Origin of the sequence: Nonomuraea sp. PA05 (genome assembly GCF_008086045.1) — a bacterium.
In the GTDB taxonomy this organism is placed as follows: Bacteria; Actinomycetota; Actinomycetes; order Streptosporangiales; family Streptosporangiaceae; genus Nonomuraea; species Nonomuraea monospora.
The window spans coordinates 40,522-65,451 of the sequence record NZ_VSEY01000041.1; the positions used below are offsets into that span (position 1 = coordinate 40,522).

Consider the following 24,930-nt stretch of genomic DNA (forward strand, 5'->3'; position numbering starts at 1 on the left):
GGCGGTGACGAAATCACCTCTTGACGCCTCACCCTTCCGGACATGAAGGTTTAGTGCAACTGTTTGCAGTCTTGAAGGAGTCCCACACGGTGAGCAGAGTCCTCGTCACCGGAAGCGCAGGACGCCTCGGCCGCAGCGTGGTCAGCACGCTCGCGGCGGCCGGGCACGAGGTCATCGGCGTCGACCGCGCCCCAGGCACCCCACCGGAGGCCGCCGTCACCTTGCCGGCCGACCTCACCGACACCGGTGAGACGTTCGAGGTCCTGGCCAGGTTCCGGCCCGAGTCGGTGATCCACCTGGCCGCGATCGCGACCCCGTTCAGCGTTCCAGAATCGGTCATCTTCAAGGTCAACACGCAGCTCGCGTACAACGTGTGCTCCGCGTCGGTGGCCCTGGGCGTGCCGGGCGTGGTGGTGGCCAGCAGCCCCACCGTCATGGGGTACGGCGTGCCGGGCGGCTGGACGCCCGCGTACCTGCCCATCGACGAGGAGCACCCGGTGCGCCCGTGGAACGCCTACAACCTGTCCAAGGTGGCGGCCGAGGAGACGATGAAGGCGTACGCCAGGGCGGGCGGCACGAAGCTGGTCGCCGTCCGGCCGTGCTTCGTGATCCCGCCGGAGGAGTGGGCGGGCGCGCCCACGCAGTCCGGCCACACGGTGCGCGAGCGGCTCGACCGGCCGGAGCTGGGCGGGGTGTCGCTGTTCAACTACATCGACTCCCGCGACGCGGCCGAGATGATCGCGGTGCTCTCCGACGCGCTGCCCGATCTGCCCAACGGCGAGGTCTTCTTCGCCGGCGCCGCCGACGCGCTGGCCAGGAAGCCGCTGGCCGATCTGCTCCCCCAGGTCCTGCCCGGCACCGAGGCGCTCGCCGCCGGCCTCACCGGCACCACCCCCGCCTTCTCGACCGCCAAGGCGGCCCGCCTGCTCGGCTGGCAGCCCAAGCGAAGCTGGCGTACCGAACTCAAGGAAGAAACCGAATGAACCTCAGCGGTGTGCTGTTCTTTCCCGTGACCCCGTTCGACGCCGACGGCACGCTGGCCGAGCAGGTGCTGGCCGAGCACGTCAGGCAGGGCATGGAGCACGGGCCCGGCGGCGTCTTCGTGGCGTGCGGCACCGGCGAGTTCTCGGCCCTGTCGGAGTCCGAGCACGCGCGGGCCACGCGGATCGCGGCGCAGGTCGTGGACGGCCGGGTGCCGCTGTTCGCCGGCGCCGGCGGGCCGCTCGGCACGGCGCTGAACCAGGCGCGCGCCGCCCGCGAGGCGGGCGCCGACGGGCTGCTGCTCATGCCGCCGTACCTGGCACAGGGGCCCGGGCACGGCTTCGAGGCGTACGTGCGGGCGGTCGCCGAGGTGCTGCCGGTGATCGTCTACCAGCGCGGCTCGGTCGTGCTGGAGCCGGACGCCGTGGTGTCGCTGGCCGGCATCCCCGGCGTGATCGGCCTCAAGGACGGCCTCGGCGACATCGACCGCATGCAGCGGACCGTGCTGGCGGTGCGCGAGAAGTACCCGGACTTCCTGTTCTTCAACGGGCTGCCGACGGCCGAGCTGACCATGCCCGCCTACCGGGGCATCGGCGTGGAGCTGTACTCCAGCGCCGTGTTCGCGTTCGCGCCCGAGATCGCGCTGGCCTACCTGAACGGCGACGAGCGGCTGCTCACCAAGTTCTACGCGCCGCTCGTCCGCCTGCGCGGCAAGGTGCCCGGCTACCCCGTCGCCCTGGTCAAGGCCGGTGTGCGGCTGCGCGGCCTGGACGTCGGCGCCGTCCGCCCGCCGCTGGTCGAGGTGACCGACGAGCACCTCGCCGAGCTGGACGAGCTGATCAAGACCGGTCTCGACCTGGCCGCGTCATGACCATCGCCGATCTCAGGACGGAGCTGCGCTCCGCGCCGCTGCCGCGTCCGTGGGGCGAGGACGTGCCGTACAACCACGTGATCGTCACCCACGTCACGTTGAAGGACGGCCGCACCGGCACCGGGTTCTCCTGGACGCCGCAGATCGGCGCGCACGCCGTCAAGGCGCTGCTCGACCACGACCTGCGCGAAGCGCTCGTCGGGCTGCCCGCGCACCCCGAGGTCGTCTGGGACCGGCTGTGGCGGCACCTGCGCGAGGCCGGCCCCGGCGGGATCACCACGGTCGCGCTGGCCGGGATCGACCTGGCGCTGTGGGACCTGCGCTGCGGCGGCGAGTCGCTGCCCGACGTGCTCGGCAGGCGGCGCGACGAAGTGCCCGTCTACGGCAGCGGCGTCAACCTGCACTACCCGCTCGACGAGCTGATGGCGCAGGCCGGGCGCTGGGTCGCGGCCGGATACCGCGGCGTCAAGATCAAGGTGGGCCGCCCCGACCTGGCCGAGGACGTGGCGCGGGTGGCCGCCGTCCGCGAGGTGATCGGCCCCGACCGGCTGCTGATGATCGACGCCAACCAGCGCTGGGACCTGCACAGGGCCAGGCGGGCGCTCGCCGCGCTGCGCGAGTTCGACCTGCACTGGATCGAGGAGCCGCTGCCCGCCGACGACGTGGCCGCGCACGTGGAGCTGCGCCGCTCCACCGACGTGCCGGTCGCCGTCGGCGAGAACGTCTACACCACCTACGGCTTCCGCGACCTGCTGGCGGCCGGGGCGTGCGACGTGGTGCAGCCGAACGTGGTGCGGGTCGGCGGCATCACGCCGTTCCTGCGGATCGCGGAGCTGGCCAGGGCTTACGACGTGCCGGTCTACCCGCACCTGCTGAGCGAGGTGTCCGGACAGCTCGCGCTGTCCCTGCCGCTGCCGGTCATGGCCGAGGACGTCGAGGACGCCTCGTTCGCCACGCTGGGGCTGCTGGCGGAGCCGTACCCGGTGGAGGTGTCCGGCGGGGTGCTGCGCGCGGGCGGCCACCCGGGGCTCGGGCTGAGGTGGTCGTGATGGCGCCCGCGAAGGTGGTCCTGGCAGGTGCCACGGGCCACGGCAGGCACCATCTGGGCATCCTGCGCGAGCTGGCCGGCCGCGGCGTGGTCGAGCTGGTCGGCGTCTGCGACCTGCGGCCCGTCGAGGTGGACTTCTGCGCGCCCGCGCAGTCGTCCGACCTGGGCGCGCTGATCGCCAAGACCGGCGCGGAGTTCACGATCGTCTGCACGCCGATCAACACGCACGCCGACCTCGCCATCGCCGCGCTGCGCGCCGGCTCGCACGTGCTGCTGGAGAAGCCGCCCGCGCCCAGCCCCGCCGAGCAGCGCAGGATCGCCGAGGTCGTCGCGGAGACCGGGCTGGCCTGCCAGGTCGGGTTCCAGTCGCTCGGCTCCGCGGCCGTCCCCGCGCTACGCGGGCTGATCGCGAGCGGGCGGCTCGGCCAGGTGCGCGGCATCGGCGGCTGGGGCGCCTGGCACCGCCCGTCCGCCTACTTCACCCGCGCCCCCTGGGCGGGCCGGCGCCGCATGAACGGCGTGGACGTGATGGACGGCGCGCTGACGAACCCGTTCGCGCATGCCATCGCCACCGCGCTGGCCCTGCACGACAGCCCGATCGCGGAGATCGAGACCGAGCTGTACCGCGCCCATCCCATCGAGTCGGACGACACCTCCTGCGTGCGCGTCCGGCTGGCGGACGGGTTCACGATCACCATGGCGGCGACGTTGTGCGCGCCCTACGTGGAGCCGCCGCCCGGCAAGAGCGTGCGCGGCGAGGCGCACCTGGTCGTGCGGGGCGACGCGGGCGTGGCCACGCTCACGTACACGCACGACCGGCTCAAGGTGGAGCTGCCCGACGGCTCGGTCACGACGACGGTGCACGACAGGGCGGGGCTGCTGGAGAACCTCATCGACCACGTCCGCACCGGCGCCGAGCTGCTGGTGCCGCTGGCGAGCACCGAGCGGTTCACGCAGGTGCTGGACGCGATCCGGCTCGCCCCCGAGCCGACGCCCATCCCCGAGCGGCACCAGGTCGTGCAGCGGGACGCCGAGGGCGAGGTGGTCGGCCGGCTGCTGCCCGGCGTCACCGAGCTGACCCGGCGCAGCGCGACCGAGCTGGCGCTCTTCTCCGAGCTGGACGTGCCGTGGACGCGGGTGGAGCTCCTGGTGGCGGACGAGCCGGTGGCCGCCTACGAGGTGCGTCCCGACCTGCCCGCCACCGACTCGCCGCGCCCGTACCTGCACGCGGTGCGCACCCTCGGCGGCGTGCAGGTCACCCAGGTCCGGCCCGAGGACCACGTGCACCACCTGGGCGTCGGGGTCGCGATCTCCGACCTCGGCGGGGTGAACTTCTGGGGCGGCCGCACCTACGTCAAGGACCAGGGGCCGACCTGGCTGGACGACCACGGCACGCAACGACACGTGTCCTTCACCCGTCTGGACGACGGCGGCTTCACCGAGCAGTTGGAGTGGATCGGGCCTGGCGACCGGCTGGTGGCGCGCGAGGAGCGCACCGTCACCGCGCGGCCCCTCGCCCACGGCTGGGCGCTGGACTTCGCGTTCACCCTGACGAACCTGACCGGCGCGCCGCTGGAGGTCAACAGCTCGGCCACCAAGGGCCGCGCGGGCGCGGGCTACGGCGGCTTCTTCTGGCGCGCGCCCGGCACCTCCGTGGACCGTGTCACCCTTCCGGGGGACGAGCAGGCCGTGCACGGCAGCGTGTCCCCGTGGCTCGCCATGGAGGGCACCACGCCTGAGGGCCGGGACTGGACGCTCGTGTTCGCCCAGGCGGACGGGGACCCGTGGTTCGTCCGCGTGGAGGAGTATCCCGGGGTGGGGCAGGCGCTGGCGTGGGACCGGCCGCTCACGTTCGGGACCACGCTGACGAGGCGGGTGGTCACGGCCGTGCTGGACGGCCGGCTGGACGCGGACGCCGCGTCAGCCGTCGCCGCTGAGCTGCTGCGATGAGCGAAGGGCCGCTGCCCGGCGGCCCTTCGCATATCTAACAGCAGGTGAATATTTTCTTGACCTGGCCGGGTGCCCCGTGTGACGATCTGGCTGTCGATCTTGGAGGCAGCGAGACCCGTGACCGACACGTACCCCAGGTTCTCCTGGCGTGATCTGAGCTGGACCGCCGTCCGCGACACCTTCGACGAGCGCGCACGCCTGCTTGCGTTGTTACGCTTCGGCCGCCCCCGCACGCTGGCCGCGCTGGGCACGACCGTCGTCGTGTCCGTCGCCGCCGCGCCCCTGACCGCCCTGTTCGCCCACGACGCGGTGGCCGCCATGTCCTCCGCGGGCTTCGATCCTGCGGCCCTGGTGTGGCCGGTGGCCGGGTTCGCGGCCGCGATGCTGGCCAAGGAGGCCGCCGGCATCCTCGCCCGGGCGCTGAAGGCGTCGGCGAGCAAGCGGATCGACGGCGTGGTGCGCTCCCGCGTACGCCGGATCGCCCTGCGTCCGGACGACATCGGCCACCTGGAGGACCCCGAGTTCCACGACGTGGCCGTGCGCGCCGGCGACCAGGGCATCACCTGGCGGGTGCGCTCGCCCGGCGCCGCCAGTATCGGGCAGTTGGAGATCACCGCGCGGATGGCGTCGGCGGCGGCCATGGCGGTGGTGCTGGCCGCGTTCTTCCCCGTGCTGGCGGTGGTGCTGCTGGCGCTGTCGGTGCTGACCCGGTCGATCACCCGGCGGCAGTGGACGCACCTGGAGGCGGTCAAGGACGCCGCCACCCCAGAACGGCGCAAGGTCGACTTCTGGGCCGACCTGGCCGCCAGCCCCGACGCGGGCAAGGAGGTCCGGCTGTTCGGGCTCGCCGGATGGGTGAGCGAGCGGCGGCTGGACGCCCACCGCGCGTGGGAGGCCCGCCATTGGAGCACCCGCCGGCGGGTGCTGCGCAGCCAGAAGGCCACCTTCCTGCTCTCGATGCTGAGCGCCGGGCTCGGGCTGCTGGTGCCGGGGCTGGCCGCGCGGGCCGGGGAGCTGAGCATCGCCGGGCTGTCGCAGTGCCTGGTGGCGGCCTGGGGGATCTTCGAGATCTCCGTGATGGGCGGGGAGTCGTACGACATCGACTACGGCAAGACCGCCGTGACGGCGCTGCGGAGGCTGGAGGGCATGGCCGTCGGCGGCCCTTCGCACGCCGGCGCGGAAAGCGCTTCCCCCGGCCTTCCGCCGCTGGTGCGGTTCGAGGACGTGTCGTTCACCTACCCCGGCGCGTCCAGGCCCGTGCTGGACCGGCTGAACCTGACCATCCGGCCCGGCGAGCGGCTGGCCATCGTCGGAGGCAGCGGCGCGGGCAAGACCACGCTGGTCAAGCTCCTGTCCGGCCTGTACCGGCCCACCACGGGCCGCATCACCGCCGACGGGACCGACCTGCGCTCACTGGACGCCGGGGCGTGGCGGCGCTCGATGACGGCGTTGTTCCAGGACTTCGTGCACTATCCGCTCACCGCGCGCGACAACATCACGCTGGCCGCGCCCGAGGCCCCCGTGCCAGGGGACGACAGCCTCATGCGGCTCGTCCGGGCGGGCGGCGCCCAGCCGGTGCTCGACCGGCTGGAGTCCGGGCTCGACACCGAGCTGTGGCGGACCGGCGGCGACGGCCGCGACCTGTCGGGCGGGCAGTGGCAGAAGCTCGCCGCGATCCGGGCGCTGTACGCCGTGGCGCACGGGCGGCGCCTCGTCGTCCTGGACGAGCCCACCGCGCACCTGGACGTCAAGGCCGAGGCCCGCTTCCACGAGCAGGTGATCGGGTCGGTCGGGGGCGCGTCCGTCGTGCTGATCTCGCACCGGCTCTCCACCGTACGGCCCGCCGACCGCATCGTCCTGCTCCAGGACGGCCGGATCGCCGAGGAGGGCTCGCACGACGAGCTGATGAGGCTCGGCGGCGAGTACGCCCGGCTCTTCCGCCTTCAGTCGTCCAGGTTCCACTCCAGGGAGGCGCGATGACGCTGCGGAACAGCACCCGGATGGCCCGGCACACCCTGGCGCTGAGCCTGCGCGCGGACCGCCGCGTGACCTTCGCGGTGGGCGCCCTCGTGATGTTGCAGGCCGGGCTGGCGGCCGGCACCGCCTACGCCCAGCGGCACGTGGTCGACGCGGCCGGCACCCACCTCCTCGCCGGTCTGCTGGCCGCGGTCGCGCTGGGGATGCTCTCCCACGCGCTGCAGATCATCGGCTGGCGCTTCTCCCACAACCTCCGCAACGACCTGCGCGACCGCGTCCAGATGGCGCTGGAGCAGGAGATCACCGAGACCGCGGCGAGCATCCCGACCGTCACCCACCTGGAGCGGGCCGACTTCCTCAACCGCATCACCATGTTGCGGCGCGGCACGCTGGCGCTGTCGAAGACCGGCTGGGCGGCGGCGCACGCGGCCTCCACCCTCGTCGGGATCGGGCTGAGCCTGTGGCTGCTCATCGGCGTGCATCCCGCGCTCGCGCTTCTGGCGCTGGCGGCGCTGCCGATCCTGCCCCTGGCCAACCGGGCCACGCGCCTGCAACGCGAGGCGCTCGACGCCACGGTCGAGCCGCTGCGCCGCGAGGGCCTGCTGCACGACCTGTGCCTGAACCCCGACCCCGCCAAGGAGATCTGGATCTCCGGCAACGGGGCCGAGCTGGACCGGCACGCGCGCGCGTTGTGGAAGGAGGCGGCCGACCTCGAGGCCAGGGCGCGGCTGCGCGGGATCGGCGGCGAGATCGGCGCCTGGGCGTTCTACTACCTCATGCTGGGCGGGGCGCTGCTGCTCACAGGCCTGCTCCTGGCCCGCGGGCAGGCCACGCTCGGCGACGTGGTGCTGATCATCTCGCTGGCCGGCCAGCTACGGGCGCAGCAGCAGAGCGCGATCTCCGCCATCGCGCTGGTCGCGGACGGCGGCCGGGTGGCCGAGCACCATCATTGGCTGCTCGGCTACGCGGCGGAGAACGGTGCCCGCCTCCCCGCGACGGCCTCCCCTGTGGCGGCCTCCCCCGCGGCGGCCTCCCCTGCGCGGGTCTCCCCCGCCCCGACCCGCCTCCCCGTGGCGACCTCACCCGTCCCGACTCGCCTGACCGCCGGAATCGAGCTGCGGGACGTCTGCTTCGCCTACCCCGGCACGGACACACCGGTGCTCGACCACGTCGACCTCACCATCCCGGCGGGCGCCTCGCTCGGCCTGGTCGGCATCAACGGCGCGGGCAAGTCCACCCTGATCAAGCTGCTCACCGGCGTGCACCGGCCCACGTCCGGCGCGATCCTGGTGGACGGCGTGGACCTGCGCGACCTCGACCCGGCCGCCTGGTCCGCCGTGTGCACCGGCACCTTGCAGGACTTCCTGAAGCTCCAGACCCCGGTGTCCGAGTCGGTCGGCGCCGGCGACCTGCCCAGGATCGGCGACACCGCCCGCATCGAGCGGGCACTGTCGCGGGCGGGCGCGGACGGCATCGTGGACCTCCTGCCCTCGGGGCTGCGGACCCAGCTCGGGCGCACGTTCGGCGGCGCCGAGCTCTCGCACGGCCAGTGGCAGCGCATCGCCCTGGCCCGCGGCCTCATGCGCGAGGCCGCGCTGCTGCTGCTCCTGGACGAGCCCACGGCGGCGCTCGACCCGCAGGCGGAGCACGACCTGTTCGAGCTGTTCGGGCGGCAGACCCGCGACTCGGCGGAGCGGGGGGCGATCACCGTGCTGGTCTCGCACCGGTTCTCGACCGTGCACATGGCCGACCACATCGTCGTGCTGTCCCGCGGCCGGGTGGCCGAGCAGGGCAGCCACGACGAGCTGCTGGCGGCGGGCGGCGACTACGCCGACCTCTACCGGACGCAGGCCCTCGCCTACCGCTGACCCACCTCACCGCCCCGCGCCCCGCCTCAACCGCCCCGCCTCAGCCACCCGCCTCAGCCACCCGCCTCAACCGCCCGCCTCAGCCGCCCGCCTCGGCCGCGTCCGGCTTGGCGGACTCGTCGGCCGGCCGGCCCGCGCCCGATTTGCCGCCCGACGTCGCCCTGAGCAGCCGCAACGCCCCCCGCGACAGGGCCGTCAGTATGTCGGCGGCCTCATCCAGATCGGGATAGCGCCCCTCCAGATGCCCCATGGCCAGCGCGTTGGTGGCCGCGTTGATCCCATCGGCGATCATCTCCAGCCGCCGCCGGTCACGTTCGTTGTCGGCCGTGTACCCGAGCGCGGCCAGGTCGGCGGCGTGATGCTCGCGATAGGCCGCAGCCGTCTCCACGGCGAAGTCGCGCAGCGACGAGGAGGGGTCGTGCCGCGCCCTGAGCTGGATCCGCAGCAGCTCGGGGTGCCGGCAGATGGACTCCAGGGGGATGCGGAACGTCTCGCGGTGCAGGTCGAGGTCGCCGGGGTGCTCGCGGGCCCTGCGCCGCGCCTCGCGCATCGAGTCGCGCAGCCGCTGCCCGCCCTCCTCCGCGAGCTCCCGCAGCAGCTCCTGCATGTCCTTGAAGTGCACGTAGAAACTGGACTGCGCGATGCCGGCGGCCTTGGCCACCTTGACCGTGCTGAGCCCCGCCTCACCCTCCTCGTCGAGGATCTCCAGCGCGGCGCGGATGAGCTTGCGCCTGGTCAGATCCTTCGCCTCGCTCCTCGTGAGCGGCGTGCTCGTCATGAGTCCCTCCCCTCCCGTAACGATTGTCTCGCGCCACTTGTGCGGAATTTCACCGATAGTACTATCGGTGAAATTGCTCTCGGGGGAACTGCCGGGAGGAGGCGTGGATGAAACGCTGGAGGACGCCGGCCACGCTGGCGCTTGCCGCGATGGTGTTGCTGGCGTGCAGCGGCCAGCGACCGGTCGAACCACAGTCCCAGTCCAGCGCGCCGGCCGCGACAGGCCCCGCGCAGGGCGGGCGCCTGGTCTACGCGCTCAGCGCGGACGCCAACGGGTTCAACCCGGTCACAGACCAGTTCGCGGCGCAGAGCTACAGCATGACTGGCACGATCATCGAGACCCTGGTGAGCGTGGACGCGGAAGGCGCGTGGAAGCCGAATCTGGCCGAGTCGCTCACCCCCAACAAGAAGTACGACGAATGGACGATCAAGGTCAGGTCGGGCATCTCCTTCTCCGACGGCATCTCGCTGACCGGTGACATCGTCAAGGCCAACCTCGAAGCGCAGAAGCGCTCCCCGCTGACCGCCGCGGCGATGATGCCGATCAAGTCGTTCGAGCTGCCGGACCCGATGACGGTCAAGGTGCTCCTGCACCAGCCGTGGGTGGCCTTCCCGTACCTGCTCACCGTGCAGACCGGCATGATCATCCCGCCGGCCTCGCTCAACGACCCCAAGACGGCCAGCCTCAAACCGGTCGGCACCGGGCCGTTCATCTTCAAGGAGTACGTGCCGGACAACCGCATGGTCGTCACCCGCAACCCGCGCTACTGGCGGGCGGGCCTGCCCTACCTGGACGAGGTCGAGTTCAGGATCCTGCCCGATACCCAGACCCGCGCCCAGACGCTCGAAGCGGGCGGCGTGGACGCCATCGGCACCTCCCGCGACGAGGACCTGACCAAGTTCGGCGCCATGAAGGACGCCTACTCCGTGCACCGGGCGCAGGGCATGGCCGTGGCCGAGTACATGTTCCTGCTCAACACCGCCGTGGCCCCGCTCGACGACGTACGGGTGCGCAGGGCGATGGCCCACGCCATGGACCGCGAGACCGTGATCAAGACCCTGCGCGGCGGCATGACCCAGCCCGCCGACGGCCCCTGGTCCAAGGACTCCCCCTGGTACGCCCCCGGCGGCTACCCCACCTACGACCTGGCCAAGGCCACCGCCCTGGTCAAGGAGGTCGAGGCGGAGAAGGGCCCGATCCGCTTCGAGCTGATCTCCACCCCCGACCCGAACACCATGCAGGGCGTGGAGCTGGCCCAGGACATGTGGCGCAAGGCCGGCATCGAGGTGTCGATCAAGCAGGCCGACCAGCCCGACCTGATCAACCGGGCCATCACCGGCAACTTCTCGGCCACCGTGTGGACCCAGTTCTCCGCGCAGGACCCCGACGGCGAGTACGTCTGGATGCACCAGGCCTACGCCAAGCCCGTCGGCGCCATATCGCTCAACATGACCAGGCTCAAGGACGACAAGCTGAGCGCCGCCCTGGACGCCGGCCGGATGAGCCCTGACGAGGCCACCCGCAAGCAGGCGTACGCGACCGTGCAGGAACGGCTGCGCGACCAGGTGCCGTACGTGTTCGTCGACCACCTCGACACCGGCGCGATCATCGCCAAGACCAAGGTGCGCGGCATCGGCGAGCACCTGCTGCCCGACGGCGAGAAGGGGCTGCCACTGACCGGCTCACCCATCCCGTACCACCCGTTCGGCCAGCTCTGGGTCAGCGGCCAGTGATCGTCCTCCACCGGCTGGTCCGGCTCCTGGTGGTGCTGATCGTGGTGACCTTCCTGTCGTTCGCCCTGCTCAACCTGCTGCCCGGTGACCCGGTCACGCAGATCCTGGGCCTGTCGGCGACGGAGGAGTCCCGCGCGCAGCTCCGCCAGGAGCTCGGGCTCGACGAGCCGCTGCTGGTGCGCTACCTGGACTGGCTGGCCGGCCTGGGCGTCGGCGACTTCGGCAACTCCTACATCAGCAGGATGCCCGTCGGCACCGAGCTGGCCGAGCGGCTGCCCGTGACGCTGGAGCTGCTGGTCGCCGCGCAGATCGTGGCGCTCGGCCTGGCGATCCCTGTCGGCGTGGCCGCCGCCCGCCGCGCCGGGCGCGCCCTCGACCAGGTGCTCACGACGCTCAGCTTCGCGCTGCTGTCCACGCCCGTGTTCGTGCTCGGGGTGCTGCTGATCCTCGTCTTCGCCGTCAACCTGCAAGTGCTGCCCGCGACCGGCTGGACGTCCATCTCCGTCGACATCGGATGGAACCTCACGTCCGTGATCCTGCCGGCGATCACGCTGGGCTGCGGGCAGTTCGCGGTGTACGCGCGGCTGCTGCGTACCGACCTGATCGCCACCCTCCAGGAGGACTACATCACGCTCGCGCGCGCCCGCGGCCTGTCACCGCGCCGCATCCTGTGGCGGCACGCGCTGCGCCCCTCCGCGATCACCCTGATCACCGCCATCGGCCTGAACCTGGGCGCGCTCATCGGCGGCACCGTGATCATCGAGACCCTCTTCGGCCTGCCCGGCATCGGGCGGCTCATCGTCGACTCCATCTTTTCCCGCGACTACCTGACGGTTCAGGGAGGCGTCGTGCTGATCTCGGTCGGCTACGTGGTCGTCAACTTCGCGGTGGACCTGGTGTACGCCGCCGTCGATCCGCGGATCCGTCGTGCGTAGGCGGCGGCTGGGCTTCGGGATCTGGCTGGCCGCCGGCTGGATCGGGCTGGTGCTGCTCGCCGCGCTGCTGGCCGACTTCCTGCCGTTCGCCCGCTACGACGAGACGCTCGCCGGGCCGCCGCAGACAGGGCCCAGCGCCGAGCACCCGTTCGGCACCGACGGGCTCGGCCGCGACGTGCTCAGCCGCGTCGTGTACGGGGCCCGCGTCTCGCTCGGCGTCGGCATCGGCGCGGTGCTGCTCGGCCTGGGCATCGGCGCGCCGCTCGGCATCCTGGCCGGTTACCGGCGGCGGACCGCCGACGCGGTCATCATGGCGGTCAACGACGTGGCGCAGGCGTTCCCCGCGCTGGTGTTCGCGCTGGCCGTGGTGGCGTTCGCCGGCGCGAACCTGCGCAACGTGCTCATCGTCCTCGGCGTGCTCGGGGTGCCCTCCTGGGTGCGCCTCATCCGGGGCGCCACCCTCACCTTCGCCGAGCGCGAGTTCGTGCTGGCCGCGCGCGTGCTCGGCACCCGCGACCGGCGCATCCTGTGGCGCGAGATCATGCCGAACGTGGCCGTCCCCGCGGCCTCCTACGCCTTCATCGGGATGGCCGTGGTCGTCGTCGCCGAGGGCAGCCTGGCCTTCCTCGGCCTGTCCGTCCAGGCGCCCACCCCCACCTGGGGCGGCCTGATCAACGAGGGCCGCACGATCATGGAGACGGCGCCGCACGTCGTGCTGGCGCCCTCGATCGTCATGTTCCTGACCGTGCTCTCCTTCAACCTGGTCGGCGACCGGCTGCGGGCCATGACCGACGTGCGCGAGATCGGCCTGGAGCCGGTACGCCAGGCCGCCGCCGCCCCGATGCCCACCGCCACCCACGCCATCCGCGACACGCTGCTGCAGGCCGAGGAGCTGCGCACGCACTTCGTCACGCCGCGCGGCGTCGTCAAGGCCGTGGACGGCGTCTCCTTCACCCTCGACCGGGGCCGCACCCTGGCCATCGTCGGCGAGTCGGGGTCCGGCAAGTCCATGCTGATCCGCTCCATCCTCGGGCTGCTGCCCGGCACCTCGGTCAGGGGCGGCCACGTGTACCTGTCGGGCGACGACCTGACCACCTACAGCCCGGCCGAGATGCGCTCCGTGCTCGGCCGGCGGCTCGGGACCGTCTTCCAGGACCCGATGACCGCGCTCAACCCCGTCCGCACCATCGGCACGCAGGTGATGGAGCCGCTGCGGGTGCATCTGCGCATGTCCCGCAGACAGGCTCGCGCCGAGGCCGTCCAGTTGCTCGCCTCGGTCGGCATCCCCGATCCGGTACGCATGCTGCGCCGCTACCCGCACCAGCTCTCCGGCGGGATGCGGCAGCGGGTGACGATCGCGATGGCGCTGTCGTGCCGTCCCGACGTGCTGTTCGCCGACGAGCCCACCACCGCGCTCGACGTCACCATCCAGGACCAGGTGCTGCGGCTGCTGCACCGGCTGCGCGAGGAACGCGACATGGCGGTGGTGCTGGTCAGCCACGACCTGTCGGTGGTCGCCGAATGGGCGGACGAGGTGATCGTCATGTACGCGGGCAAGGTGGTGGAGCGTGGGCCCGCCAGGGAGGTGTTCGCGCGTCCGCGGATGCCATACACCGAATCCCTGCTCCAGGCCGCGCCCCGGCTCACCGACCCGGTGCACCACCGGCTCCGCGTCATCCCCGGCAGGCCGCCGGACCTGGCGCACCTGCCGGCGGGATGCGCGTTCCGGGCGCGGTGCCCGTACGCGCAGGAGCGGTGCGAGCTGGAGGCGCCGCCTCTCTTCGAGGACGGCCCGCACCCCCACCAGTACGCCTGCTGGTACCCCCGGGACGCGCGCGCCGGCGACCCCGCCGATGTCGAGTCAGGAGTTGAGAGCCGTGGCAGGTAGCGGAAACGCACACCTTCGCCCCCGTGACGAGGTGCTGCTGCGGGTGGAGGATCTGGTCGTGGAGTTCCCCGCGGGACGCGGCCGCACCGTGAGCGCGGTCGCCGGCGTGAGCTTCGACGTGGCGCGTGGCGAGACGCTCGGCATCGTCGGCGAGTCGGGCTGCGGCAAGTCCAGCGCGGCCCGCGCGCTCGTCCAGCTCCCGCCGCCCCGCTCGGGCTCGGTCAAGCTGGACGGCCTGGAGCTCACCGCCCTGCGCGGCGAGCCCCTGCGCATGACCCGCCAGCGCCTCCAGATGATCTTCCAGGACCCCATCTCGTCCCTGAACCCCCGCCGCCGCGTCCGCGACATCGTCGGCGAGGGCCCCCGCGTGTGGCACCAGCCGGGCGACCGCGTGGACGAGGTGCTCGAAGCGGTCGGCCTCGACCCGGCGACGGCGGCCGAGCGCAGGCCGCACGAGTTCTCCGGCGGGCAGTGCCAGCGCATCTCCATCGCCAGGGCGCTCATCCTCGACCCCGAGGTGGTGATCTGCGACGAGCCGGTGTCGGCGCTGGACGTCTCCGTGCAGGCGCAGATCCTCGGCCTGCTGGAGGACCTCAAGGCCCGCTACCGGCTCACGCTCGTCTTCATCGCCCACGACCTGGCCGTGGTGAAGAACGTCAGCGACCGCATCATGGTCATGTACCTGGGCAAGGTGTGCGAGCTGGCGCCGAGCGCCGACCTGATCAGCCGGCCCGCGCACCCGTACACCAGGGCCCTGATCGCCTCCATCCCGGGCGGCGGCCTCGACCTGCCGCCCGCCGACACCCTGATCAGCGGCGAACCCCCGTCGCCGGTAGATCCTCCCTCCGGCTGCCGCTTCCGCACGCGGTGCCCGCGTGCGGCGGCGAAGTGCGCGGAGGAGGAGCCGCAAATCCAGCAAATCGGCGACGACCACTGGCTCGCCTGTCATTTCCCCATTAAGGAGTAGAAGCCCGACATGGCAATCGATTTCACCCTCGCCCCCGAGCACGAGGAGATCCGCAAGCGGATCCGTTCCTTCATCCAGGGCACCGTCATGCCCGCCATGGAGGAGGTGCAGGAGGGCGACCGCGACCAGTACCTCCGCACGATCTTCCAGCTGCGCTCCCAGGCCAAGGCGGAGGGATTGTGGCTGCCCCACATGCCGAAGGAGTGGGGCGGCATGGGCCTGGGCCACGTGGAGCTGGCGATGGTGCAGTCGGAGGCCGCCAAGACCCGCATCGGGCCCTGGGTACTCAACTGCCAGGCCCCGGACGAGGGCAACATGCACACCCTCCTGCACTGGGCCACCGACGAGCAGAAGGAGAAGTACCTCCGCCCGCTCCTCGACGGCGCCAAGATGTCCTGCTTCGCCATGACCGAACCCGAGGTCGCCGGTTCCGACCCCACCCTCATCCGCACGGAAGCCGTCCAGGACGGCGACGAGTGGGTCATCAACGGCCACAAATGGTTCATCTCCAACGCCCGCCGCGCCAACTTCGCCATCCTCATCGCCCGCACCGAACCGGACGTCCCCGAGGGCTCACGCGGCGCCAACACCGCCTTCCTCGTCGACCTGCCCAACCCGGGCTGGAACGACGTGCGCGAGGTGGAGACCATGCACGGCTCCACCGGCCACAGCGAGATCGTCATCAAGGACCTGCGCGTCCCCTCCAGCGCCATCCTCGGCGGCCGCGGCAACGGCCACCGCCTCGGCCAGTACCGCCTCGGGCCCGCCCGGCTCGCCCACTGCATGCGGTGGATCTCACAGGCGGAGACGGCGCTGGACATGATGGTCGATCGCGCGCTCAACCGGTACAGCCATGGGTCCGTGCTGGCGGAGAAGCAGGGGATCCAGTGGCTGATCGCCGACTCGGCCATGGAGTTGTACCAGTGCAAGCTGATGGTGCTGCACGCCGCGTCCAAGATCGACAAGGGCGAGGACTTCCGTACGGAGGTGTCGATGGCCAAGCACTTCGTGGCCAACAGCCTCAACCGGATCGTGGACCGGGCCATTCAGGTGCACGGGGCCCTTGGCTACTCGACGGACACGCCGCTGGCGAACATGTTCCAGCATGCTCGGTGGGCTCGGTTCGCTGATGGGGCCGATGAGATTCATCAGATGCGGATCGCTGAGCGGACGATCGCCGCCTACCAGGCGACCGGTTCCACCAGCTCTGCCACCGGAGGGCTTCCGCTGTGAGGTGAGGGGCTTGTTCTGCGCGTAGGAGCGGCGGAGATCGGCTCCTACGCGCACGGCACGTCACCCAGGCAACCGGCCCGATCTCGGACGCTTCGGCTGGTGACCACAGGCCCGCCATCGAAGACGTCCAGCACCACTACCTCGGCCCGCAGCCCAGCCCAAGCCCGCACAACCTCCTCGGCCCCCGCCGCCCCGCCTTCGAACGCGACATCACCGGCGCCCTCCTGGCACTCAACCCCGAGGGCCACTTCCTCGAACCAGTGAAACTGCAGGTCCTGACAGCCCGCCCCACCGTTCAGACGCTCACCCGGGGAGCAGGCAGCGGCAGGATCTCCCGCTCGTAGTAGGGCCGCAACTCCTCCCCCCGCTCGAACAGCTTGTCCAGCTCTCCCTGGCACGCCGAGATCACTTCCCGATCGTCGATCCGCCGCGCCCCGCTGTGCGTGCCCGATTCGTCGTACGTCACCTCGTACATCGCCACCGTCCCGAGCACGACCAGCTCAGGCAGCCGCCGGTCGATCTCGATCTCGGCCACCTCGCCCGCGTCGAGCACCCGCACCTGCTCCACGCTCGCGACCTTCAGCGCCAGCAGGTGCATCTCCCACTGCAGGTAGGGCGTGACCGGCTGCTCGACGATCCTGATGCGCCGCCGTCTGATGCGCTTGGCCGGGCGCTCGCGCTCCCGCACCGGCCCGCACCCGTCGTCCACGAGCTTGAGCGAACGGTCCCAGTCGCCTTCCACCATCGCCACCCAGCTCGGCTCGCCCCGGAAGCTCTGGATGCGTTCGAGCTTCCAGAACACGTCATCGAGCTGGCGGAAAGTCGGCCAGAAGTCGTCGAGATACTCATCCGCACTCAGCATGACGCCCGGTACCTCATGAATGCGCTCAAGCACGATCCCTGCCTATCACCATGACGACGCGGAGTCGAGTTTCCCCAGGTCAGCACGGGCGAGTCGTACCAATCCCATCAATTCCCCGCGCGTTCTCGCGGCTTGGCCCGCACGTGCATGCGCTCCCCCTGCCGGCCGAAGAGATTGAGCACCTCCACCGGAGAATCCCCGGCCGGCCCGAACCAGTGCGGCAGCCGGGTGTCGAACTCCGCGGCCTCCCCCGGCCCCAGGACCAGATCGTGATCGGCCACGACGAGCCGCACGCGCCCCGAAAGCACGTACATCCACTCATAACCCTCATGCGTGATCGGCCGCGGCTGGTTCTGCTCGGCGGGAATGATCGACTTCCACGCCTGGAGCGGCCCCGGCTGGGTGGTCAGGGGGATCACGGTCCGGCCGTTGCGGACCACGGGCTTGCAGCGGATGCGCGGGTCGCCGACGTCCGGCGCGCCGACCAGCTCGTCGAGCGGCACCTGATGCGCCTGCGCGATCGGCAGAAGAAGCTCCAGGCTGGGACGGCGCTGGCCCGACTCCAGCCTGGACAGCGTGCTCTTGGAGATGCCGGTGGCCTCCGACAGCGCCGACAGGCTCACCTCCCGTTGCGTACGGATGCGCCTGAGCCGCGGGCCGACCTGCGCCAGCGTCTCGGCCAAGTTCGTTGCCACCATGCCGTTCCTCGCTCTCCGGGAGACTGCCGCTGTTGCGAAAACAGCAACGAGAGTTGTCATCCTAGCCACGGCGGTCGCACTATCTCGCCGTGAACAAGGCGATGAACAGGCATGATGTCGTGGGGATCGTCGGTCCGGGGTGCGTGGGCCGCTCCTGGAACGGGCCGTCGCACTTCAACCGCGCGGTGCGCGACCAGCGCGGCACCGTCCCGGCGGGTGAGCGCCGATGAGCGCCGCCACCCTCCGGAGCACACGCGGCAGACTCCCCCTGGGCGTCTACCTGCTCTCCTTGAGCCTGTTCGCGATGGGCAGCGCAGAGTTCCTGCTCGCCGGCGTCCTCCCCACCATCGCTGCCGATCTACGCATATCCCTCTCCTCAGCCGGCGCGCTGATCTCAGCGTTCGCCGCCGCCGTAGTCATCGGCGGCCCACCCCTGGCCATCCTGACCCTCCGCTGGCCACGGCGCACGACTCTTGTGACCACCCAGGTGATCTTCGCCGCCTGCGTGGTGGCAGGCGTCCTGACCGACAGCTACGCGGTGCTCCTGGCGACGCGCTTCCTCTCCGGTCTCGCCTACGCCGGGTTCTGGGCGGTCGCCGCCGTCACCGCGATCAGCCTGGTCCCGCCGGACCGGGCGGCGCGCGCCTCGGGCGTCGTCGTCAGCGGCCTCAGCCTCGCGATGGTGGCCGGCGGCCCGGCCGGCACGCTGATCAGCTACTTCACGGGCTGGCGCGGCGGCTTCTGGGCAGTGGCCGCCCTCACTGCCGCCGGCGCGTTCCTGACGCTAGTGGCGCTGCCCGCCACCCGCGCGCGCGGCGGGACCAGCGTGCGGGACGAGCTCCGCACCATGCGACGCCCCCAGCTCTGGACCGTGTACGCCGCCACCCTCCTCAGCACGGCCGCGTACATGATCACCTTCAACTACCTCTCGGCGCTCCTCACCGACGTCACCGACATGCCCGCGGTCTGGATCCCCGCGGTCCTGACGTTGTTCGGCGTCGGGGCGTTCGTGGGGCTGTCCATCGGCGGCAGGGTCGCCGACCGGCTGCCCACCCATGCGCTCCTGGCCGGCGCCCTCGGCATCCTGGCCTGCTCCGTCCTGCTCGGGACGTTCGCCAGGCACGCGACCGCCGTCGTGCCCCTCGTGCTCCTGCTGGGGATCGCCGGGTTCGTGCTGAACCCGGCGATCTACGGGCGGGTGTTCTCCATCGCGAGCGAGGCGCCCACGCTCGCCGGAGCCACCACCGTCTCCGCCTTCCAGCTCGGGATCAGCCTCGTTCCGGCGTTCGCCGCCGTCGTGCTCGACGCCGACGGCGGGGTCCAGGGCGTGCCGTGGCTCGGCGCGGGCCTGGCGGCGCTCACGACGGTGCCCGTCCTGCTCGACCGCGTACTGTCACGCCGCCGCCCTAGTCACTCGCGTTGGACGTAGGAGGCCGCCCAGTCACTCGCCGCAGGGAGCAGAGAGCCACCCGGACACTCGCACGCAGGAGGAGGCCGCCTACCCCGCCCGCGAACGGCCGCCTGCCCCGCCCCTGAACGGCCGTCTACCCGCCCGTGGACGGCTGGCCGCCATCGTCGATCGTCGTGGTGCCATCGGGATCACCACCGTCATCGTCCGGCGTCTCATCATCCCCACCCCCGAAAGGATCATCCTCACCGGTCTCAGGACCGCCGCAGGCCGCCGGATCCCGATCGCAGTCCGGGTCCTGGCCGAAGTCATCGCCAGGGCTCTCGGACGGATCCTCGGTCGGCTTGGGCTCCGGCTTCTGCACCAGGTCGTGCGGGTCACCACCGAACGCAGGCGCAGGGAACTCCTCGACCGGCTTGCCGTCCATCGAGATCGCCATGAAGTCGCGCCAGATCTTGGTAGGCGTCCCGGCCCCCTGGATGTTCCCCAGAGACACCTCCTTCTTCAGCACGAACCCGTTCGGGTCCTTACGCGCCTTCTTCGTCTTCGGGTCGATCTGCGGCACTTCCTTGTACATCCCGACGGCCGTGGAGAGCTGCGGGGTGTAGCCGACGAACCAGGCTTCCTTGTTCTCGTTGTTGGTGCCGGTCTTACCGGCGATCGGCCGCCCGCCGGGCAGCGCGGTGCCCCGGGCGGTACCGGACTTGACCACCTGCTGCATCGCGTAGGTGGTGTCGGCGGCGGTGTCCGGGCTGATGACCGTCCTGGACGCGGCTGCCTCCTTCATGACGGTCCTGCCGGTGAACGCCTTGACCGAGAGGACCACGTGCGCGTCGTGGTGGACGCCGCCGTTGGCGAAGATGCCGTACCCGGTGGCCTGCTCGACGGGGGTGACCAGGCCTGCGCCGATGGACATGCCGTAGGCGTGGTCCTGGATGGCCAGCTCCAGGTCCTTCTTGTCGATCCCGGCGCCCTCGGCGATCTTCGCGACGGCCTCCAGCCCGACCTCCTGCGCCATCGTGGCGAACGCCGTGTTCACCGACTCGGCGGTGGCCCGGTCGATCGGCACGGCCGCGCCCACGTCGTGCGAGTTGCGGATCGGCTTGGTGCCCGGCAGCGTCACCGGCCCGTCGCCGGACACGAGGCTCCTGAGGCTGTAGCCCCTCTCCAGCCAGGCGGCCAGCACATACGGCTTGAAGGCCGACGCGGCCTGCTTGTTGGCGTCGAAGGCGTTGTTGGTGAAGCTCTTGAGGTAGTCGTGGCCGCTGTAGAAGGCGAGCACCTGGCCGTTGCGCGGGTCCACGGCGCCCAGGTTGGCGTGGATGTTCTTGTCGTTGACGGCGGCGAGGTTGCTCTCGACCGTCTTCTTCGCGGCCTGCATCAGCTTCTTGTCGAACGTCGTCGTGACGCGGTAACCCTCTTTGCGCAGTCGCTCCCTGCTGATCCCGCGCTGCTCCAGCTCCCGCTGGACGATGTCGACCATGTAGCCGTTGATGCCCTTGAGCGTCTCCTTCTTGTCGAGCCTGGCCAGCTTGGGGAACTTCGCCGTCGTGGCCAGCTCGCCGTACTTGGCCGGGTCGACGATCGCCATGCCGCGGATGGCGTAGTCGAACCGCTCCCGCGTCGGCGCGAAGTTCTTCGCGGCCTCCGCCTTGTCGAAGGCGTCGGGGCTCTGGATCCGGCCCGCCAGGTACGCGCCCTCGGCGGGCGTCAGCTTGTCCACGTCCTTGTCGAAGAACGCCTGGGCGGCGGCCTGGATGCCGTTCGCGCCGCGGCCGAAGTAGATCGTGTTGAGGTAGATGGCCATGATCTCGTCCTTCGACAGCTCCTGGCCGGCGCGGATGGACACGAAGATCTCCATGATCTTCCGCTTCAGCGTCCGCTCCTGGCTCAGGCCGTCGTAGTACCCTCGCGCCATCTCCTGCGTGATCGTCGAACCGCCCTGCACCTGCTGGCCGCTCACCGTGCTCCACACCGCACGCATGATGCCCGACACCGAGATGCCGGGATCCGTGCGGAACGTACGGTTCTCGACGGCGATGAACGCGTCCTGGACGGGGCGCGGGATCTTGGAGATGGGGACGATCTCGCGCTTGGTGCCCAGCCTTGCGATCTCGGTCTTGCCGTCGCGGTAGTAGATGATGCTGCCCTGCTCGGTGGCCTCCTGCTGGGTGCCCGAGGGCAGCGGCGTGTTGGCGTACGCCACCATGATCATGCCGAACAGGCCCGCGACCAGGACCGTCAGGCCGACGACCACCATCTTCCAGTTAGGGATGAAGCGCTTCCAACCCTCACGCCCCGAGCCCCCACGCCCAGCACTTCCACGCCCAGAGCCGTCACGCCCTGCCCCATCACGCCCTGCCCCATCACGCCCCGCACCGCCACGCCCAGCACATCCACGCCCAGAGCCGTCATGCCCCGCCCCATCACGCCCCGCACCGCCACGCCCCGCACCGCCACGCCCGGCGCTTGCATGCCCCGAACCGTCACCCGGCGAACGCCCGCCGCCGTCTCCACCACCTTCGGCGAACCCGCCCGCGCCCCCTGGGCCACGAACTCCACCGGGCTCTCCTGAACCCTGCCCACTACGCCCCCGCTCGCCGGCCCTCCGCGACCTGGAGCGCCCGCCCGGCTCACCGACCCCCTCGGCCCCGCTCCTGCGCCGCCCAGCCCGTGACTGCGCCGCCGCAGCATCCTCATGGCCTCCACCACGACCCGCCGCCCCCGCACCCGGCACACCCGCCGTTCCAGCACCCGCCGTTCCAGCACCCGCCGTTCCAGCACCCGGCGATCCAGCACGCGGCAATCCAGCACGCGGCGATCCAGCACGCGGCGCCCCACCGACATCGCGAGGGTCACGAGGGTCACGAGAGGAGCCGGACGCCCCTTCCCGGGACGAGCGACGCCGCCTCCCCGGCCGCCCCGCCCCCTCGGACCACCCCTCACCTTCACGCCCGCGCCCGGTCGGCTCCGGCCCATACCCGCTGCTGTTACTCACAGATCCTTAGCTCACTCATCCGGCGACGTAATCCACGAGACCCTCGGCAGACGGAGGAAGCAGCACAGCGCGTTACGCCCCTCCCCCAACGACCAGCCCATAGATAGCGGTTAGCCATAAACGTGTCAATCGCCGCACCCTACGCCAAACCCGCGATCGGATCTTCCACTATGACCAGAAAACCGTCTCCAAGTCCCCCGAATCCCCCAGCCCGATCCGATCTCCCTCCGCGAGAACCGCGATCATCGCCAACCCCTCATCAAGGGTCACATACCGCCCATACGACCGCCGCGCAGCCACATCCGGCGTCTCCGCCCAGAGCCGCACCCCACCCCTCCACATGAACTGCAGAACCTCCCCCGACTCCCCCTCATAGCAGGCGAAATTCCCGTCACGCGGAGTGAGCCACAGCAGCAGGTCCCGGCTCTCCCGCGCGGACAGAACCACCGGCTCGTCCCGCACAACCCACGTAGGGTCACAGAACCTGACCCGCAACCCGGCCTCGGGCTCCCCCCGCCCGCCCATCTCCGGATGCTCCGCCAGCGGTCCGAAGCGCCGCCGCCGCCAGTTCACGTGCACGTGGATGCGCTGCCCGTCGTCCCCGTCCCACTCCACCCGCAGCCCCCGCCGCCGCAGCACGGCGACGATCTCCTCCCCGATGCTCCCGTCCGGCGAGTCCTCGATGCTCCCGTCCGGCGAGTCCTCGATGCCCCCATCCGGCAAGTCTCCGATGCCCCCGTCCGGCGAGGCGTCCCCCTCGCCTTCGAGATCGCCGGGCCCGAACGCGAGGTAGACGCCTCCGCCCATCACCGCCCGCTCAGCGTCCTGCTCGTGGTAGAAGACGTAACCCCGCACCCCGGACAACTCGCTGATCTCCGCCCTGATCTCCGCGAGCCCGCACGTCATGCAGCAGGTGTAGTGCTCCCTGGCCAGGATGCCCGCCATCGACAGCTCCGCCATCGCCAGGCTCAGCCGATCGTTGTCCGTCTCCGCGGGCCACCCGTCCTGAGCGGCGAGATGCCCCGCGAACTCCTCGGCCGCGACATCCCTGATCGCCTCGTCCAGCAGGCTCTTGTCGTCTACCTCGGTCATCCAGGTCTCGGCCACGCCGCGGACCACCCGCTCGAAGTCGTGACGCCCCGCGGCCACCGCGAGGTGGATCTGCTCCGTGATCCCGTCGCGTACGGATTCGTCGATCAGCAGCCACCTGGCGACATCCATGGCCGATCACTATGCCACCCCCCTCCGGCATTCCGCCGCCGCTCGGCGGAGGCGGCGCTCCGCCCGTCAGCGCCTCGATCCGCGGCCATGGCGCCTGACCAGTGCCCGCGCGCCCCCGACCGCCGGGGCGCCGGCCGGTGCATGAGGTAGCGCTGCAACACCGGATGCCACCGGTTGGCGGGCAGATCGCGCAGGGCGGCGACCGCGAGGCAGTACTTGCTGACGCTCACCGGCCGCGCCCCCAGCCCTCGCAGCACCTTGTCGACCAGCGCCTTGCCGTCCACCGACTTCGACTCCAGTAGCACCAGATCCCCCCGGGCCGCGGTGCTGCGCCGCCCGTCGCGGAACAGCAGCCCTGTGTCGCAGGTCAGCCGCGCCGTGCCGGAGCAGTCGATGAGCGTGACCCGCTTGTAGTCGGTGGCCAGCACCGGCTCCAGCGTCTCCGGCGCGATGAGGCGCAGCTCGCCGAGCAGCGTGTCGCGGACGAAGTCGAGCGCCTGGTTCGTGAGCGTGTGGCCCGGCACGCCGTCGTAGGGGATGCGGTGCTTGTCGGTGCTGCCGCGCGCGCCGCTGAGCTTGAGCTCCAGCCACTGGCCGCCCCCGTCGAGGTAGGTACGCGTGCGGAGCTTGAACCTGCGCCGCCGGTCCTGGCGGTGCTGGTGGTAGGTGAGCAGGCCGGGGGTGTCGAAGTAGGTGGAGCTGTAGCGGAACTGCCGCCGCCCGCCGATGCGCAGCGCGAGGAAGCGGTCGCCGAGCTCCGCCGCGAGCCGCGCCATGGTGGAGGCGGTGACGATGTACTTGCAGTCGACCCGGCTCATCAGCTCCGGCACGTCCTCCAGCCCGATCGGCGGCATCGCGGCGGCGACCCCCGCGAGCAGCGCGTCCGCATACGGCTCGGCCGTCGACGCCCCCTCGATCCCGCCAGACCGCCTCACCGCACACCGACCCTGGTGTTCGGCGCCACGTAGCGGACGTCCACCACCGTGACATCCCGTACGTAGTCCACCTGCGTGACCTCGCACTGCAACACCCGCGCCCGCAACCGGCTCTCCAGATCCACCCGCAGCGCCTCCGGGTCGGCGTGCACCACGTCCAGCGTCACCACCTGGTGCCTGGTGCGCCCCAGCAGGCCGGGGTGGTCGGCGACGTACATCACCGCCAGCAGCACCCCGTTCAGCAGCAGCGCCGTCAGCGGCCAGGCGGCGGCGATGCCGTTGACCAGGCCCAGCACGATCGCCACGAAGTAGTAGGCGATCTCCTGCTGGGTGATCTCGCTGGACCGCAGCCGGATGATGGACAGCACGCCGAACAGCCCGAACCCGACGGCGATGTCGACTCGCTGGACCAGCAGCAGCGACACGACCGCGAAGATGCCCACGTTGAGCGCCACGTAGGCGAACAGCAGGTCACGCCGGTGGTGGCGCCGGTAGTAGAGGCCGTAGGCGAGCAGCACGATCGCCCCCAGATCCATCGCCAACCCTGTGATCACAACCGCTCCTTCCGCAGTGTTCCTG

21 protein-coding genes are annotated in these 24,930 nt (G+C 71.3%); 13 read left to right on the forward strand and 8 right to left on the reverse strand.

Annotation, left to right across the window (positions count from 1 at the left end; genetic code table 11):
• Nucleotides 1-89: 89 nt before the first annotated feature.
• The 6 genes from FXF51_RS46145 to FXF51_RS46170 all read left to right on the forward strand — a co-directional run bounded on the left by FXF51_RS46145 (nt 90) and on the right by FXF51_RS46170 (nt 8,695).
• Nucleotides 90-983: an NAD-dependent epimerase/dehydratase family protein gene (locus tag FXF51_RS46145; RefSeq protein WP_148441158.1), complete on the forward strand. Its 894-nt coding sequence runs from the start codon at nt 90-92 to the stop codon at nt 981-983.
• A complete protein-coding gene (locus FXF51_RS46150; protein ID WP_148441159.1) occupies nt 980-1,852 on the forward strand; it encodes a 5-dehydro-4-deoxyglucarate dehydratase in 873 nt (290 codons plus the stop codon). The genes FXF51_RS46145 and FXF51_RS46150 overlap by 4 nt, the downstream gene beginning before the upstream one ends.
• Nucleotides 1,849-2,901, forward strand: a complete 1,053-nt coding sequence (locus FXF51_RS46155; protein ID WP_148441160.1) for a mandelate racemase/muconate lactonizing enzyme family protein — start codon at nt 1,849-1,851, stop codon at nt 2,899-2,901. Before FXF51_RS46150 ends, FXF51_RS46155 begins: the two co-directional genes overlap by 4 nt.
• Complete coding sequence (locus tag FXF51_RS46160) at nt 2,901-4,850, forward strand: DUF6807 family protein (protein WP_148441161.1); 1,950 nt, start codon at nt 2,901-2,903, stop codon at nt 4,848-4,850. The genes FXF51_RS46155 and FXF51_RS46160 overlap by 1 nt, the downstream gene beginning before the upstream one ends.
• Nucleotides 4,851-4,967: 117 nt before the next feature.
• Nucleotides 4,968-6,830, forward strand: a complete 1,863-nt coding sequence (locus FXF51_RS46165; RefSeq protein ID WP_148441162.1) for an ABC transporter ATP-binding protein — start codon at nt 4,968-4,970, stop codon at nt 6,828-6,830.
• Nucleotides 6,827-8,695 carry an ATP-binding cassette domain-containing protein gene (locus FXF51_RS46170; protein WP_148441163.1) on the forward strand — a complete coding sequence of 623 codons (1,869 nt, stop codon included), beginning with the start codon at nt 6,827-6,829 and terminating at the stop codon, nt 8,693-8,695. The genes FXF51_RS46165 and FXF51_RS46170 overlap by 4 nt, the downstream gene beginning before the upstream one ends.
• Before the next feature lie 79 nt (nt 8,696-8,774).
• Here the strand turns inward: FXF51_RS46170 and FXF51_RS46175 are convergent, their stop codons facing one another.
• On the reverse strand, nt 8,775-9,473 hold the full coding sequence (locus tag FXF51_RS46175) for a TetR family transcriptional regulator (RefSeq protein WP_148441164.1): 699 nt from the start codon (nt 9,471-9,473) through the stop codon (nt 8,775-8,777).
• Nucleotides 9,474-9,580: 107 nt separating this feature from the next.
• On the opposite strand from FXF51_RS46175, the gene FXF51_RS46180 reads away from it, so the two are divergent.
• From FXF51_RS46180 to FXF51_RS46200, 5 genes are read left to right on the forward strand one after another with little or no spacing between them, the layout of a single operon-like run.
• Nucleotides 9,581-11,206 carry an ABC transporter substrate-binding protein gene (locus tag FXF51_RS46180; protein WP_148441165.1) on the forward strand — a complete coding sequence of 542 codons (1,626 nt, stop codon included), beginning with the start codon at nt 9,581-9,583 and terminating at the stop codon, nt 11,204-11,206.
• A complete protein-coding gene (locus FXF51_RS46185) occupies nt 11,203-12,141 on the forward strand; it encodes an ABC transporter permease (RefSeq protein ID WP_148441166.1) in 939 nt (312 codons plus the stop codon). Before FXF51_RS46180 ends, FXF51_RS46185 begins: the two co-directional genes overlap by 4 nt.
• Nucleotides 12,134-14,029: a dipeptide/oligopeptide/nickel ABC transporter permease/ATP-binding protein gene (locus FXF51_RS46190; protein WP_148441167.1), complete on the forward strand. Its 1,896-nt coding sequence runs from the start codon at nt 12,134-12,136 to the stop codon at nt 14,027-14,029. The genes FXF51_RS46185 and FXF51_RS46190 overlap by 8 nt, the downstream gene beginning before the upstream one ends.
• The gene (locus FXF51_RS46195; protein ID WP_148441168.1) at nt 14,019-14,996 is read left to right on the forward strand and encodes an ABC transporter ATP-binding protein; all 978 of its coding nucleotides are present in this window, start codon (nt 14,019-14,021) and stop codon (nt 14,994-14,996) included. The genes FXF51_RS46190 and FXF51_RS46195 overlap by 11 nt, the downstream gene beginning before the upstream one ends.
• Nucleotides 14,997-15,005: 9 nt before the next feature.
• The gene (locus tag FXF51_RS46200) at nt 15,006-16,229 is read left to right on the forward strand and encodes an acyl-CoA dehydrogenase family protein (RefSeq protein ID WP_148441169.1); all 1,224 of its coding nucleotides are present in this window, start codon (nt 15,006-15,008) and stop codon (nt 16,227-16,229) included.
• 295 nt (nt 16,230-16,524) lie between these two features.
• On the opposite strand, the gene FXF51_RS46210 is transcribed toward FXF51_RS46200, so the two are convergent.
• Together FXF51_RS46210 and FXF51_RS46215 are read right to left on the reverse strand one after the other, a co-directional pair.
• Nucleotides 16,525-17,091 (reverse strand): DUF6879 family protein, encoded by a 567-nt coding sequence (locus tag FXF51_RS46210; RefSeq protein WP_148441170.1) that lies wholly within the window; start codon nt 17,089-17,091, stop codon nt 16,525-16,527.
• Between the two features lie 107 nt (nt 17,092-17,198).
• On the reverse strand, nt 17,199-17,789 hold the full coding sequence (locus FXF51_RS46215; protein WP_148441171.1) for a helix-turn-helix domain-containing protein: 591 nt from the start codon (nt 17,787-17,789) through the stop codon (nt 17,199-17,201).
• 89 nt (nt 17,790-17,878) lie between these two features.
• Here FXF51_RS46215 and FXF51_RS61325 point away from each other — a divergent pair, with 89 nt between their 5' ends.
• Together FXF51_RS61325 and FXF51_RS46220 are read left to right on the forward strand one after the other, a co-directional pair.
• A complete protein-coding gene (locus tag FXF51_RS61325; protein WP_187414945.1) occupies nt 17,879-18,019 on the forward strand; it encodes a hypothetical protein in 141 nt (46 codons plus the stop codon).
• Nucleotides 18,016-19,218, forward strand: a complete 1,203-nt coding sequence (locus tag FXF51_RS46220; RefSeq protein WP_148441172.1) for an MFS transporter — start codon at nt 18,016-18,018, stop codon at nt 19,216-19,218. Before FXF51_RS61325 ends, FXF51_RS46220 begins: the two co-directional genes overlap by 4 nt.
• A 115-nt stretch (nt 19,219-19,333) precedes the next feature.
• On the opposite strand, the gene FXF51_RS46225 is transcribed toward FXF51_RS46220, so the two are convergent.
• The 5 genes from FXF51_RS46225 to FXF51_RS46250 all read right to left on the reverse strand — a co-directional run bounded on the left by FXF51_RS46225 (nt 19,334) and on the right by FXF51_RS46250 (nt 24,887).
• Nucleotides 19,334-21,457: a transglycosylase domain-containing protein gene (locus tag FXF51_RS46225; protein WP_148441173.1), complete on the reverse strand. Its 2,124-nt coding sequence runs from the start codon at nt 21,455-21,457 to the stop codon at nt 19,334-19,336.
• Nucleotides 21,439-22,065 carry a hypothetical protein gene (locus tag FXF51_RS61330; protein ID WP_187414946.1) on the reverse strand — a complete coding sequence of 209 codons (627 nt, stop codon included), beginning with the start codon at nt 22,063-22,065 and terminating at the stop codon, nt 21,439-21,441. Before FXF51_RS61330 ends, FXF51_RS46225 begins: the two co-directional genes overlap by 19 nt.
• A gap of 298 nt (nt 22,066-22,363) precedes the next feature.
• Nucleotides 22,364-23,416 carry a DUF6891 domain-containing protein gene (locus tag FXF51_RS46240; protein WP_148441176.1) on the reverse strand — a complete coding sequence of 351 codons (1,053 nt, stop codon included), beginning with the start codon at nt 23,414-23,416 and terminating at the stop codon, nt 22,364-22,366.
• The gene (locus FXF51_RS46245; RefSeq protein ID WP_148441177.1) at nt 23,392-24,351 is read right to left on the reverse strand and encodes a polyphosphate polymerase domain-containing protein; all 960 of its coding nucleotides are present in this window, start codon (nt 24,349-24,351) and stop codon (nt 23,392-23,394) included. Before FXF51_RS46245 ends, FXF51_RS46240 begins: the two co-directional genes overlap by 25 nt.
• Complete coding sequence (locus FXF51_RS46250; RefSeq protein WP_148441223.1) at nt 24,348-24,887, reverse strand: DUF4956 domain-containing protein; 540 nt, start codon at nt 24,885-24,887, stop codon at nt 24,348-24,350. The genes FXF51_RS46245 and FXF51_RS46250 overlap by 4 nt, the downstream gene beginning before the upstream one ends.
• Between the last annotated feature and the right edge of the window lie 43 nt (nt 24,888-24,930).